At 41.3% G+C, this 14799-nt stretch carries 14 protein-coding genes; all 14 read right to left on the bottom strand.

The features are described 5' to 3' along the window. Positions 1–68 precede the first annotated feature (68 nt). The 14 genes from NST31_RS13400 to iolB all read right to left on the bottom strand — a co-directional run bounded on the left by NST31_RS13400 (position 69) and on the right by iolB (position 14774). Complete coding sequence (locus tag NST31_RS13400) at positions 69–875, bottom strand: cytochrome c oxidase assembly protein (protein ID WP_077111958.1); 807 nt, start codon at positions 873–875, stop codon at positions 69–71. Positions 876–1101: 226 nt separating this feature from the next. Next, positions 1102–2295, bottom strand: a complete 1194-nt coding sequence (locus tag NST31_RS13395; protein WP_339161215.1) for an MFS transporter — start codon at positions 2293–2295, stop codon at positions 1102–1104. Positions 2296–2559: 264 nt separating this feature from the next. Beyond that, positions 2560–3528, bottom strand: coding sequence for a transketolase family protein (locus NST31_RS13390; protein WP_339161212.1), 969 nt, complete (start codon positions 3526–3528; stop codon positions 2560–2562). A 3-nt stretch (positions 3529–3531) separates the two neighbouring features. Continuing rightward, positions 3532–4368, bottom strand: coding sequence for a transketolase (locus NST31_RS13385; protein WP_339161209.1), 837 nt, complete (start codon positions 4366–4368; stop codon positions 3532–3534). Between the two features lie 309 nt (positions 4369–4677). Next, positions 4678–4848, bottom strand: coding sequence for a hypothetical protein (locus tag NST31_RS13380; protein ID WP_339161207.1), 171 nt, complete (start codon positions 4846–4848; stop codon positions 4678–4680). A gap of 21 nt (positions 4849–4869) precedes the next feature. Beyond that, positions 4870–5895: an inositol 2-dehydrogenase gene (gene iolG, locus NST31_RS13375; protein WP_339161205.1), complete on the bottom strand. Its 1026-nt coding sequence runs from the start codon at positions 5893–5895 to the stop codon at positions 4870–4872. A gap of 289 nt (positions 5896–6184) precedes the next feature. Further along, positions 6185–7168: a sugar ABC transporter substrate-binding protein gene (locus NST31_RS13370; RefSeq protein ID WP_339161202.1), complete on the bottom strand. Its 984-nt coding sequence runs from the start codon at positions 7166–7168 to the stop codon at positions 6185–6187. 5 nt (positions 7169–7173) lie between these two features. After that, the gene (locus tag NST31_RS13365) at positions 7174–8199 is read right to left on the bottom strand and encodes an alcohol dehydrogenase catalytic domain-containing protein (protein ID WP_339161200.1); all 1026 of its coding nucleotides are present in this window, start codon (positions 8197–8199) and stop codon (positions 7174–7176) included. A gap of 35 nt (positions 8200–8234) precedes the next feature. Further along, on the bottom strand, positions 8235–9218 hold the full coding sequence (locus tag NST31_RS13360) for a sugar ABC transporter substrate-binding protein (protein WP_339161197.1): 984 nt from the start codon (positions 9216–9218) through the stop codon (positions 8235–8237). Between the two features lie 24 nt (positions 9219–9242). Further along, positions 9243–10181, bottom strand: coding sequence for an ABC transporter permease (locus NST31_RS13355; RefSeq protein WP_339165557.1), 939 nt, complete (start codon positions 10179–10181; stop codon positions 9243–9245). Between the two features lie 69 nt (positions 10182–10250). Beyond that, positions 10251–11741, bottom strand: coding sequence for a sugar ABC transporter ATP-binding protein (locus tag NST31_RS13350; protein ID WP_339161194.1), 1491 nt, complete (start codon positions 11739–11741; stop codon positions 10251–10253). A gap of 157 nt (positions 11742–11898) precedes the next feature. Next, positions 11899–12939 carry a Gfo/Idh/MocA family oxidoreductase gene (locus tag NST31_RS13345; RefSeq protein ID WP_339161192.1) on the bottom strand — a complete coding sequence of 347 codons (1041 nt, stop codon included), beginning with the start codon at positions 12937–12939 and terminating at the stop codon, positions 11899–11901. A gap of 28 nt (positions 12940–12967) precedes the next feature. Next, on the bottom strand, positions 12968–13876 hold the full coding sequence (iolE, locus tag NST31_RS13340) for a myo-inosose-2 dehydratase (protein ID WP_339165555.1): 909 nt from the start codon (positions 13874–13876) through the stop codon (positions 12968–12970). 88 nt (positions 13877–13964) lie between these two features. After that, a complete protein-coding gene (gene iolB, locus NST31_RS13335) occupies positions 13965–14774 on the bottom strand; it encodes a 5-deoxy-glucuronate isomerase (protein ID WP_339161189.1) in 810 nt (269 codons plus the stop codon). Positions 14775–14799 lie beyond the last annotated feature (25 nt).

Raw genomic sequence — 14799 nt, 5'->3', positions numbered from 1 at the left:
GTCGGCAAAATAGGTAGGCTCCTGCGGGAATAGCTCGAGCTGAAGATCCCGCAGGAAAGCGACCTTTGCTATTTTGAATTTGACCTTTTAAAGGACACATCCTTTTCGGAGTTCCCTATGTTCCCTCTCATCGCTCGGCCTTTAAGATTACATACCAACATTATCGAGCATTTATGAAGACCCAGCATGGCGATTCCACCAATCACCTGATCGTATTTCAATTGATAAGGAAAAATATGGTCGATTTGCTCGGGAGCGATACATAGTTGAGCGGAGAGTTGTTTGAGAAATGGATTCGTATTCGCTCCGATTCCCCCGCTCATAAATCCATTTACAATAAAAAGCAGACAGGCCGGCATCAACAATATTCCGCTTAAAACGGCATAACGTTTCGTCTCTTCTTTTTTTACTGAAAAAATAATCGGCCACCACATCCCTGCTGCTGCGACAAAAAGGCCGAACTTAAATAGGGAGTGGATGGTTGGGCGGTTTAGCAAGTATTGGATCAAAAAGGGCAGGTGATATAAAAGAAATAATGCGGCGAATACAGTGAGAAAGATGCCGGAAATGAGAGGTCCTGTTTTGGGATTGAACCATTTGCGGGGAATGCCCAGCAGCAATAACGGCGGGACTAAGAAATACAGAATACTCATGTTTACCATATGGAGAGTAAAAGAAACATGGCTTAACTGCGTGAAAGGAGTTCCTCCCGCCAAGAAAAAAAGGCCGAGGCCTGTATAAAAAAGAACGGGCCGCTTGTCATGCCATTTTGCTTGTTCCTTTCGGTGGATGAATGTGGCATACACAATGGCCGTTATGATAAGGACAGACAAGAGGAACATATTCCATGTAAGTTCTCCTGCGAGTATACTCATGATAACCCTCCAGATCAATGGTCTTGATTCATTTTATGCCTCGGTTGAGCGGTTATCCTTTTAAGTTTTTTGTACGGGCCCAAGAAGGAATGACCGCCTTTTTAGACCCGGATATGATGAACCATTGGAATCTCGGATGGCAAAACACAACCTCTTTTTCGATATCGCAACTTTTTCGCTTCCATAAATCGCTTGCTTTTACGGGGCTGTATGAACAGATGAAAGGTTATTTTGTTTGGTAAAAACCTATACTGGCTATTGATAAAAGAGACATGATTGCTGTCATAAAGAACACTTCATGTACCCCTGATTTTTCGGCAATGATCCCGGCAATCATAGGACCGATCAATATCCCGATTGCATAAAACGACTGATAAAAGCCCATTGCCGAGGTTTTTAAATGACTGGGACTAATCTTCACTACTTCTCCCAGCAACAAAGGAAAAATAAAACCGAGCGCAAGCCCCAAGCCTGCATGGTACATACTGATCGCTACCAACGACTTCGCAAATGGAATACATGCCAGAAAAAAGGCGGTTAATCCAAAAGAGATGATTAAAATCACTTTATGATTTTTCCTGTTTAAATGTAAGAAGGTGAGCCCTAATGAAGTTAAGGCATGTGGAATAAAAAAGGCTCCCATTAACCAAGAAACGTGTGTATTTTTCAGACCAATCGACTCGGCGATAATAGGGCTGAATCCGAAAATGGTTATAAACAAAATCGCATGAGCCACTAAAGAAAGAAAAGTGACTATTTTTAGGCCGGATATGCTACATGTCTTCTTTATATACTCTCCGGTATGTAAATGGGGGCGGCTAAACGGCTGTCCCTCAACTTCTTTTATATGCCAAGCAAAATAGATCCCCATTATGGAGAAAGTGGCTCCTAACCAAAAAGGAAAATCCCAGCCTCCGACATGAATAAAATAACCGCTTGTGGTCATACAGACAAGCTGGGTGGCAACCGTGTTACATTGCATGGCTCCCATTGCTTTTGTGGCTTTTTCAAGAGTGAAATAATTTGAATATAGGACAGTCGCCATTACCCACATAGAAGCCGTAATGCCGGTCAATAATCTAGCGAACAATACAGCCCAAAAATCTTTAAAGAAGATCAATATCAGACAGCTGGCGAAAGCGCAAACAAAACCGCCTATCAGCAAATGCTTTCTAACGCTCAGTAACATATCGGATAAAATACCTAATGGAAAACGCAAAAGAATTTGAGAAATCCCGTAACCTCCTAAAATGATGCCCGCTTCGGCATAGGAAAAACCAATGGATTCTAAATAAACACTAAATAATGGCGCGTAAGTATAAATAGAAAACCAGAAGCAAAAAACCGCTGCATGAAAATGAAGGTGATTGCTCCTGGTGATTTTTTGCTGTGCGTTTAATTCCTTGATTTGTTCGATCATAAAACCTCCAGCACCTGAGTTATGGCGCAGAACGAATTCCTATGTTTCTATTGCCGCTTTGCTTCCCGCTTTAGCTCTATAACGCTTTTGAAAAGTTTTCAACAAAAAATCTCCACTGTTTCCAATGAGGTTTCCCCACCCTGCTTTTCACTTCGGAAATTGCGGCTTGTTCCTGCATTTTTTAGACCGGATCGTTTGAGCATCTTTTGGCTATACAACCAGACAATCTATGGAGTGATGCAACAAATGATTGACCATTTTTATTTACTTTACTGGCCGGTTATTTCTTTTTAAAAAGTTTCTTATTGCGTTTACCATGGAGCTTGCCGATAACTCATATTTATCTAAAAGCTGCTCATTGGGGGCAGACTCGGCATTTCGATCTTTTACACCAATCCGCAGCATAGGAGCAGGCTTTTCCTCAACTAGAACTTCGGCAACAGCGCTGCCCAGCCCGCCATAAATACTGTGCTCCTCAGCGGTGACGATGAATCCTGTTGTCTCAGCGGCCTTTACAATTGCTTCTTTATCCAACGGCTTGATTGATGGCATATGGAGGACAGCAATGGAAAAACCTTCTTCTTGTAATCGTCTCGCGGCTTCTATCGAACGGCTCGTTTGAGTACCGGTTGAAATGATGGTTAAATCTTTTCCTTCTTTCAGGCAAACTGCTTTACCTATTTGGAATTCATCATCCTCGGAGAATATAACTGGATAAGGATCTCGCGCCAAACGAATATAAACCGGTCCGTCATATTGATGGGCGAACCGCATCATCTTTTTCACTTCCACACTATCAGCCGGGGCAAGAACGATCACATTCGCTAATGAACGGAAAATGGCGATATCTTCCAATGATTGATGTGTTTTTCCGGTTAAACCGGTAAGCAAGCCACTGTACCCCCCAATCATCTTGACGTTTACATTCGGTTGGGCAATTTGAACTTGAATTTGATCAATGGCCCGTTTGGACAGAAATGCGGCAAATGTGACAGCCCAAGGTTGCAAACCAGTTGTAGCCAATCCGGAACAAACACTAAGCATATTTTGTTCGGCGATACCCATTTGCAAAAACTTTTGAGGATTTTTTTCGGCTACCACATCTATTTTCGTTGAATTTGCCAAATCTCCATCCACAACATAAACCCTTTCATCTTCCATTGACAACCGCAGCAATGTTTCTCCAAAGATTTCTCTCATTGTCTCTTGCTTGTCCATTAGTAAATGATCCATCGTTTATCCCCCTATGTTTAATTCTGCTAACGCGTTATTTAGTTCTTCATCTGTTGGAACTCTTGAATGCCAAAGATAGGCATTTTCCATAAAATTGACACCTTTTCCTTTTACTGTATTGGCCACGATCATCACAGGTTTTCCTTTCACTTTCTTTGCTTCGTGAAAGGCTGCTGACATCTCGGCAAAATCGTGTCCGTCGATAGTGATCACATGCCATCCAAAAGCCTCCCAGCGTTTTTGAGGATTCGTAACAGGAATTTCCCTGGAGCCATTTTCGCCATTCCAGCCAAATTGTTGAAGTCTATTATTGTCTAACATAACGACTACATTATCCAACCGATACTTAGAGGCAATATCCGCCGCTTCCCATACCTGCCCCTCTTGTGACTCGCCATCGCCAATCATGCAGTAAGTCCGGAAATCTTTATGTTGCAATTTGGCTCCCAATGCGATGCCCACTGCCGCCGATATTCCTTGACCGAGAGATCCCGTAGACATGTCTAAACCGGGAAGTGTGTTCATATCGGGATGTGCCTGTAATCTGGAGTTCAAGGAATCAAAAGTCTTCAATTCTTCCACCGGCATATATCCCCTCAAAGCCATTACAGCATAAAGAGCAATCGCTGAATGTCCTTTCGATAGAACAAATCTATCGCGGTTCTCAGCCCGTGGATCTGTTGGATCGATATTCATTTCGTTAAAATACAAATAAGTTAATAGATCAATCGCTGACATAGGACCACCTATGTGTCCCGCTCCGGCGTAATGGACTGTTTCAATAACGTGACGTCTCGCCTTCTTCGCCTTATAGATTAATTCCGCAGTTGATAATGCCATGTAAATCCCTCCAATTTCATTTTGGACTTGCCGGATATCTCTTTAAAAGTACATCTCCAATTAGTTATTGTCGTGAATGAAGTCATAAATCATGAATGGAAAAAAGAACGTGCTCGACTTGTATTCTAAGTAGCGCACTTAAACAGTTAATTTAAACCACATTGGAACAGATATAATAAAGTTGATCATGTCTCAAAAAAGGTTAAGCGCTTTACTTTCTTTAAAAAAAGAGAGCAAAAGCGTATATTCGCATCGTCCAGTGAATAACACTGAAAGCTTTCTTTCATCCGTATTCCGTCTATCACTGTCTCATGATCTTTTCTTTTTACATTCAGTAGAGTTGCTCATTTTTGTGGATAGAGCATACGCATCCAGAACCTTGAACCAGATCGTTTTTAAAAGATCGCGATAGTACTGTTCCTTCGGTACCATCGCTACTTTTTGATGTGGATCATGAATGAATGAAGCGCTTGTTTCCAATGGTGGCAACATCCCACTGGGTTAGCTTAACTGACCAATATGCGAATCCATTTTAATAGGGCGCTTTTCGATATATGATTGTTTTGCGGCCTGGGCGATTCGCTCTGCTTGTAAACCATCGTTTCCGTCACAAGCTGGCGGACAATCGTTTTGAATCGCCTCTATAAATGCCCGAGTCTCAGCTATATAGGCATCTTTATAACGTTCCAAAAAGAAATGCTGTAAAGCATCTTTGTAACAGCCTCCATAAGTACTTAGTTCTACCGTTGTTGGCCGATCATTTTCACAAGTTAAGTTGCCTTTTTCGCCAAACACTTCCACCCTTTGATCATAACCATAAACGGACTTTCTACTATTATCTATTACTCCAAGAGCGCCATTGGCAAATGTTAATGTAGTAATAGCGGTATCTATGTCTCCAGCATCCTCAATATATGATGCTATCAAATTGGCCCCGGTCGCAAAAACCTCAACCACTTCACTATTGGCAAGGTACCGCGCCATATCAAAATCATGTATGGACATATCGAAAAACAACCCTCCTGATTGCTTTATATAACCAACCGGTGGCGGCTCGGGATCCCGCGATGTAATCTTTATGATATGTGGTGCGCCAATGACACCGTTTTTCACTGATTCATGTATTTTCAAAAAATTCCGGTCAAATCTGCGGTTGAAGCCGACTTGAAATGTAACATTTGCCTTTTTGACAGACTCTAAAACGGCTTTGGTTTCTTCTACTGAAAAACTGATTGGTTTTTCGCAAAAAATATGTTTGCCCAGTTCGGCAGCTTGTTTAATAATCGGCACATGAGTATCTGTTGGGGAGCAAATAAAAATAGCGTCAATTTCTTTATCCATAAGAATGTCATCATAATGAGTTACTATTTGCTCAACCCCGATTGCTTTTGCCCAGTCTTTTACATGTTCTGTAAATAAATCGGAAATTGCTTTCAGTCTCACATTGGGAAAATGAACGATATTTTCAGCGTGCAGTCTGCCAATTCGCCCTGCACCGATAATGCCAATCGTGATTGCATGAGGCATTGTTCTCAACCATCTTTCTTTAATAAAATATTTTTCATTAAAACGTTTCTGGAAGCTTTTACACGGTAGTCCCTTTGGGCCGCGGTTTTTGGATGTCTTTATCATTGTCTATAGGAAATCCGCTATCTATTTTCTTATCATCAAGTTCTTTTATCTGGCTGGCTTGGATGATGTTAGATTGGATTGACCGGCGATTGTTCGATGGATAGTTACTCCGCGATTATTTCATTTTCGGGATCATCAAAAACTGGCACTACCGATGCATGTAGTGATGCCAGATCATATGATTTTATTTTCCGAGCAATTGCTTCACTTTCTCCAATTTATCTTGCGCATTTTCAATGGTAATGAGTTCAATCCCACTATTGATGTTTTTCTCTACCGGATCACCTTTTATTGCTTTTAATGCGTTTTCAACAGCGAGATACGTCATGTTAAAAGGTTGCTGTTCGATTGTTGCTGTGACATCGCCTTGCGCAATAGATGCTAAACCGTCTGTTGTGCCATCAATCCCAATAATAGGTATATCGAGTTTGTTTGTTTGAATCGCCTGGGATGCTCCCAAGGCCATTTCATCATTTGCAGCGAATACTCCTTTCACTTTCGGATGAGCTGTAATCATATTTTCCATCGTGTTCACGGCCTTTGTTCTGTCAAAATCGGCTGCTTGAACAGAAGCAACCTTTATTTTATGTTTCTTAAAATAATCCTTTGCGCCAGCAATCCTGGCTTCATTTTGCGCCGCACCAGAAACGCCCTCGATAATAGCCACTTCATCCCCCTCAGACAACATGGAACTTAAATGCTCGGCCGCTTTCTGGCCAGCCGTATAATTATCAGTACCAATATAGGTTAATTGATTTTCCCACTCTAAGTCCGTATCAATTAATAGAACCGGAATATCTTTTTCGTGATATTTACTTAGGGTTGGAATAACCGCGCTAGTACTTGGCATGACAACCAGCGCGTCCGGATTATTGGTCAATAAATCTTCTAGTAAATTGATTAACTCTTGCTCTTGTGTTTCCTTTGTTGCTGCAAGAAACTTTCCTTCAACATCAAAATCTTTAAACGCCTGTTTTGCTCCGGCTTCCGCCAATTTAAAATACTCTTGATCAGATCCTTTTAACACAACAGCGACTTGTGGCTTCCCGCCGCCATTCTTTTTTGTATTGGCGGATTCGGCATGGTCCTCACTTGCCTGATTGCCGCAACCAACTATTGATAATATAGCGATTAACATACCAACTGATAGGAAAGACTTTTTGATCATATTTTTTACTCCTCCATATGATGTGGATATACCATGATTTTGATTGCCTCTCCTTTTCGCATCGCGTCGATTGCTTGATGGATATTTCGCAATGATGTCCGATGAGTGATAAGGCTTTCAATATTTAAAATATTTGACTCTAATATTTTGATCACTTTGGGAAAATGATTGTTTTGAATAATCGTACCGAAAACGGTTATTTCCTTTTTTGTAATTTCATATTGTTTTATGGGACGATTGGCACTTTCATTCATCCCTACCAATAAAACTTTACCGCCTTTTCGAACTACTTGTAACGCTTGGTCAAATAGAACGCCAACACAATCAATAACGACGTCAGCCCCTACACCCGTTATCTCTTTTACTACCTCCCCTATATCGTTATTTGCTGGATTTAACATATGGGTTGCGCCTGATCGCTTCGCCTGTTCCAGACGGTAATCAGATAGATCACTTACGATAATCTGTCCGGCTCCAGACGCCTTTAGTACTTGTGTAAATAGCTGTCCCATTGGGCCGGCGCCTAGTATAACTACACGATCGCCAGGGTTGATCCTTATTTTTTCACAGCCATTTATGACACATGAGAGGGGTTCAGCTAAAACGGCTGATTCGACTGGCACATCCTTTGAAATGTTACATACATTTCTGGAAGGAACCACACTATATTCAGCCCAACCTCCATTTTGAAAAATCCCGATCGTCGAGAAGTTTTCACATACATTTTGAATGCCCGTTTGACAATAATAACAATGGCCACATACAGTCGTTGGATCAACAACAACCCGGTCTCCTACAGAAACATTCCTGACATTTTTTCCAATCTTGATTACTTCCCCGACATATTCATGTCCTTGAATAATGCCTTTCGTTGCGGGATGAGAGGGAGGATTTGCCAAAATATGAATATCTGACCCGCAAATACTTGCCACTTCCACTTTTATTTTCACTTCATCATCTCTTGTGATGTCAGGCTCCTCTATTTCTTGTAATGTCAATTTTCCTATGTCTTCAAATACTGCCGCTAACATATATTCAACTCCTTACTGAAAAAAATCAGAAGTAACTATTTATTTAAATACTGATCAACTTCCGCGATTCTTTTTTCAACATTATCTTTTGTGTACACTTCAGTACCAGAATCAATCCTTTTCTCCACTTTTTCTCCCTTTATCGCTTTGTAGGCGGATTCTACTCCCAGGTAACCCATTTGGTAAGGGTCCTGTGCAATATTTGCGATCAATTTTCCATCCGCAACAGCTTGCAGCCCGTCCGGGGTGCCGTCAAAGCCGATTAAAGGAATGTCTTGACTATCTTTATTTTCCAATCCTTTAAAAGAACCTAGAGCCATTTCGTCGGAAGTAGCAAATATCGCTTTTATATTCGAGTCAACCGTTAAAGCATTTTCAACAATATTGACCGCTTTCACACGATCACTTTGGGCATCTTGTACAATAAAAGTAATATTTTTCTCCTTTAAAGCATCCTGGAAGCCTTGGGTTCTTTCATCATGAACTTTCGCCCCCATTTGTCCGCGAACAATCAAGACTTTATCACCCTTATCCAACTGATCTCGTATAAATTCTCCACCTTTGAAGGCAGCTTCATAGTTCTCTGTTCCAATAAAAGTAACACGGTTATCAAACGCTTCTACATTCGCGTCAGCTAAAACAACAGGTATGTTTTCGCTATTTGCTTTTTCTAGCGCCGGCAAAATCGCTTCGGGTAAACTTGGCGCAATGACCAGCCCATTTACATTAGCGGAAATTAAATCCTCTACCATTTTTACTTGTTCTTCATATAACGTTTCTTCAGCCGGTCCCAGTATTTCAATTTCCACACCCAATTCTTTCGCCGCCTCTTTAGCTCCGGCCATATGGAGTTTCCAATATTCGGAATTTAACGCCATTAGAACAACGCCAATTTTTACCTGTCCACTGTCTCGACTCTTGTCGGAATCGCCTTTTGAGCCTGCTTTATTGTTCGCGGAACAAGCACTTATCATGAATAAAGCAGATACAACCATAATAATGATGAGTCTTTTTTTCATTTCAATCCTCCCCCGCTAAATCATTTACTGATTTTTGGAACGTCTGCGCAATACATCCACAAAAACGGCCAGTATGATCACTACTCCTATTACGACGGTTTGAACATCTGTTGAAGTGCCTAATAGATTAAGCCCGTTGCGAAGCACCGCAATAATCATTGCTCCTATCAAAGTTCCCCATACGGTGCCGACCCCGCCAAAAAAGCTTGCCCCGCCAATAATGACTGCGGCAATGGCATCCAATTCATATGTTAATCCGGCAATTGGGGATGCGGCATTCGTTCTCCCAATCAAAACCAATCCACCTAGTGCCGCCATTAAACCACTAATGGTATATACGATCACCAATACGCGATCAACAGGAATACCCGACAAGCGAGCTGCTTCTTTATTACCTCCTATCGCATAAATATATCTTCCTGTTGCAGTTCGGGTTAAAAAGATATGGAAAAGGAGACAGACAAAAAGTACTAAAATAAAACTAAAAGGGATAAATCCAACATCGGCTTGTCCTGCAAAGTTGATTAAGTAGGAAAATCCAAAAATGGGAGACGCGCCAGTAATAATTAATGCCAACCCCCGAAACACATTCATTGTGCCCAGAGTGGAAATAAAGGGGTGCGGCAATTTTAATTTGGTTAACAGCAATCCATTGAGTAAACCGGCTAACGCTCCAACTAAGAGACAAACAAATATTCCCAGAATCGGGGGCATGCCCCACATGACCGTTACAACACCGGTGATCACAATGGAAAATGCGAGAATAGAACCTACCGACAAGTCAATGCCCGCTGTTAAAATGGGCAATAACATGCCAATTGACAACAACGCATTGATAGATAATTGCCTCGCTATATTCATAATATTGTCTAATTTCATAAAGCTCGGTGAAAGGATCGCAAATACAGCCGACAGAATGACCAATCCAAATAATGCGCCAAACTTATTCACCATATATTTCATATCCCGAAACTTGTTTTGATCCTTTATACGCATTTCGCTTTGTTGGATCACTTCTGATTGATCTTTCATTTATGAACAACCTCCTGTCGCGGCTTTCATGATTACTTCCTGATTTGCTTCATTTCTATTTAAATTCGCTGTGATTTTTCCCTCGTGCATCACAATGATTCTATCTGAAATGCCAAGGATCTCTGGCAACTCAGAGGAAATAACAATTACCCCGGCACCCTCTTCAACCAATGAATTCATTAATTTATATACTTCCACTTTTGCGCCGACATCAATTCCTCTTGTCGGTTCATCAAAGATAAACACTTTGGCATCCGTAAAGAGCCACTTGGCAATGACGACTTTTTGTTGGTTTCCTCCGCTAAAATACTTTACAAACAAGTTGATATTATTGGGTCTAATGCTCAAATCTTTTATATATTTTTCCGCTACTTCTTTTTGTTTCCTTACATTAATAAGTCCTTTGCTTTTTACTTTATTTAACTTTGTGATTGTCTTATTAAAGGTGAGGGATTGGTCGAGAAACAATCCTTCTTCTTTTCTGTTTTCAGATATAAAGGCTAAACCGGCTTTAATGGCATCAATCGGATTTCTAATATGTTGCTTTTCTCCAAAAACAAATACCTCTCCCGAATAAATGGGGTCTGCGCCAAATAACGCTCTGGCCAATTCAGTACGTCCCGCCCCCACTAATCCAGAAATTCCCAAAATTTCACCTTGATATGCGGAGAAGTTAATTTCTGGCGCATCCGGCGTTAGTTTAACGTTTTTTACACTAAATACTTCTTGGCCTTTTTCAAACTGGATTTTGGGAAATTTATTGTCAAGCGAACGGCCAACCATCAGCGCAATCATTTCATCTATTGATGTTGCGGCGGTTTCAACAGTCCTAATTTTGCTGCCATCTCGTAAAATCGTTATTCTGTCACTGATTCTTTTGATTTCTTCCAATCGATGAGAAATATATATAATCGTCATTCCTTGCTTTTTTAATCTTTCTATCGTTACTAATAGTTGCTCGGCCTCCCGTTCACTTAAACTTGATGTTGGTTCATCCATAATAATGAGTTCACAATTTAAAGAAAGGGCTTTCGCAATTTCTACTAATTGTTGTTGACCAACCCCCAGGTTCTGGATCAGTTCATCCGGGTCAATATCTTGACCTAAACGCTCCATCAGCTGCTTTGCTTCATTTTTCATTGTCGAACGGTCTAATAATGAAAACTTGCCACTTCGCTTTTTTTCATGCCCCAAGAAAATATTTTCCGCTATGGAAAGCTCCGGAATAAGGTTCAGTTCCTGATAAATGGTTCCAATTCCAGCGTTAATCGCATCGCTTGGTTTATTGATGACAAGATTTTCACCCTTCCATTTTAGTTCTCCCGTATCTTTTTGATATGCGCCAGTGATGATTTTAATAATGGTTGATTTTCCCGCCCCATTCTCTCCTAAAAGAACATGGACTTCACCTTTTTTGATGTCGATATTCATATCATGCAGCACTTGAACACCGGAAAAAGCTTTACTAATGTTTTTTAGTTCCAGCAACATATGAAATCACCCCTATCTTTTCAAAAGTAATGCAATAGACTCCCAGTATTCATCATTTGCCCTTTTTGAAAACGCATACAAATTCTTTTTATTCGCAATTTGATTGCGTAAGGACCTTCAATCGGTAATGACCAATGACATATTCCAATATGAACACTCATAACATCACTTCTTTATATTTTTCTTGATTTCTTAGTAACACGGGGCAACCATTATTAAATGATCTTGTAGCCGCAATGGCAATTTCAAGAGCCCTTTTTCCATCTAAAGCCGTACACAATGGCTGCTCTCCCTTGCGCAGGGCTGTAATAAAATGGATCATTTCCAATAAATACGCGTTTTTAAATCTTGTTGGAAAATCTTGAACCAGATCATGGCTGCTCTCATTCTTTTTAAAGATCCTGACATCATTATTTCTCATGGACCCTATTTGAATGGCTCCATCGGTGCCGACCACTTCACCTCTGATATCATAGCCATATGAAGAGATTCTCATCGTTTCAATGTCTCCTGCAGCGCCTGATTTGAATCTGATTTGTGACAAGCCCTGATCTACATCTTTATATTTCTCCATCAACCGATTGGACTCCATTAAGATGTTCCCGCTTGATTGAACGGAGTAAATTTCATCGTTCATCAGAAAGCGCGCAATATCATAATCATGAATCGCTACATCCAAAAAGATTCCTCCACTGTATTTGATGAACTCTTCCGGGGGCACGTTGCCATCTCGGCTGACCGCCTTAAAGTAAAGAGGTGTTCCAATGTCTCCCGCTTCTATCCTTCTTTTGGCTTCTACATACGCAGGGTCGAACCTGCGCATAAAGCCCACTTGGCAAGTAATTTTGTTTTCCGCGATGACTTGCAATACTTCATCTGCTTCTTCCAATTTTTGAGTCAATGGCTTTTCTATGAAGACATGTTTCCCATGTCGCGCAGCCAGTTTTATCATTTCGGCATGTGTACTGGTTGGTGTAACGATAATGACAGCATCGATATGTTCGTCTTCAAAAGCGGCCATTGGATCATGTGACCACTTGTCCACGCTCAACTCCCGCGCAACCTGCTCAGCTCTTCCTTGTAACGGATCTACAACTTTTACCAATTTGGCGCCCTCGATTTTGGTGGCAAGATTTTCAGCGTGCCAGTAACCAAGGCGGCCAAGTCCCAAAACCGCACACCTGATGAACTCTTTCATGAATTCCCCTCCAGACTATTTTTCCGCTTTAAACGAATGGATGAACCATTTTTTGTAAATATGATAACGATCGCTTCGCATATTCAACTGGCTGATAAATTGTCGGGTCTTGCTCTCCTTCTATTAACGCCCAGCCAGTATACCCTCTTTTTATTAACGTTGTGATAATCGGTTCAAAATCTAAACAACCTTCTCCCGGGACTGTGAAAATACCACTGCGGATTGATTGACGAATACTAAAAGATTCTTCTCTAGCGCGTTGCAGAATATTTTCCCGGACATCTTTTAAATGAATATATTTTATTCTGTCAAAATACGTATCCAATAATGTCACGGGATCATTGGAGCCATAATAACCATGCCCCGTATCATATAGTAATGAAACGAGATGAGGTTCCGTCATCTCCATCAACCTGGCAATTTCATCCGGCTGCTCCACCACGGTGCCCGCATGGTGGTGGTACACTAAATCCATTCCATGTTCCTTGCATATTTCTCCAGCTTTATGCAGTCCTTCTACTAAATACTTCCAACCATCATCATCCAATCGCTCAACGAACGTTTCGTCCTGTTTACGGCGGGGATCTTGATTAAGCATCGATCCGCCAATTTCGGCTGTGCTCACAACCTTACACCCGAAATATGCCAGAAATTTCACATGATCCCGATAAGCTTGTAATTCGGCTTTATGTCTTGTTGGGTCTGTGAAAAAGACAGATTTCCATTGCGTTGTTAAAACAAGATTGTATTTGTTCAAGGCGTTTTTTAAAGCAATTGGATCTTTTGGGAATTTTCTACTGACTTCTGTCCCTCTAAATCCCAATGTAGATATGTCCCGCATCACCTGCTCATATGTAAAAAAGTCACCATGCTCCAAAACATCCTCGCCAACCCAATTAATCGGATGAATGCCCAGTTTAAATGGAAGATGATCAATCGGCATAGCTCTTCCCCCTATATTGAATTTGCAGGTTTGGCTATAGAAAAACCTATAGCCAAGCCTGATATGGACTTTATTTTCCTCATCATAGCTTTGTTAACCACTCATGGTCTTTGTCATTGGTAAATCTCCATTTTCGGATGGGGCCGGCCATGACATTTAGATAATATAGTCGATAACCTGGAGGTGCCGAACAAGGATGGTGCCCCTTGGGCACGAGGACGACATCGCCGTCGTTGACGATGATCGTTTCATCAAGAGTGCGATCATCCGTATAAACTCGCTGGATGGCAAACCCACCTTCTGCCGGATCGATTTTATGATAGTAAGTCTCTTCCAAATACGTTTCGTTTGGATAGTTATCCGTATCATGCTTATGCGGCGGGTAGCTGGACCAATTTCCGGCCGGGGTATAGACTTCAAACACGAAAAGGCTGTCGGCCGGCTTATCCTCTGGAATAATTCCATTAATCTCCCTTTCCATATAACCAGAGCCGCGTTGTGCCACATCGACATCTTCCGGCCGAATTAGCCGTGCTTCGTAAGTCCCTTTTCCAGGAGCCGTGCAAACAGCGATTTCCAGATCAGTCAAAGCTTCCAATTTTACTTGGTCATCATTTGGAATATACACGGTATATGCCGGGGTCTCGTCAAACACACTCATTCTTTCTCCTATGTTGGCCCACGATTGGGATTTTGTTGCTGCATTGGCACGGCCGGATAAAAGGACGATGGCCATCTCTCTATCCCCAGTCTCTTTTGCAAACGTTTCTCCGGGTCGCAATGTGTACACTTCAAAACCTACATATTCCCAATTGGCGGATTCCGGTGTGACACGAAGAATATTTCCATCTTCAGCAGGCTGTTCTTTTGGTTTTACTAATAATGTAGACAAGGCGCATTCCTCCTATTTGTTAATC

This window comes from Siminovitchia sp. FSL W7-1587, from assembly GCF_037963795.1.
Taxonomy (GTDB): domain Bacteria; phylum Bacillota; class Bacilli; order Bacillales; family Bacillaceae_C; genus Siminovitchia; species Siminovitchia thermophila.
Note: the sequence above shows the minus strand (reverse complement) of the source record. Positions and strands in the feature narration are given on the sequence as shown.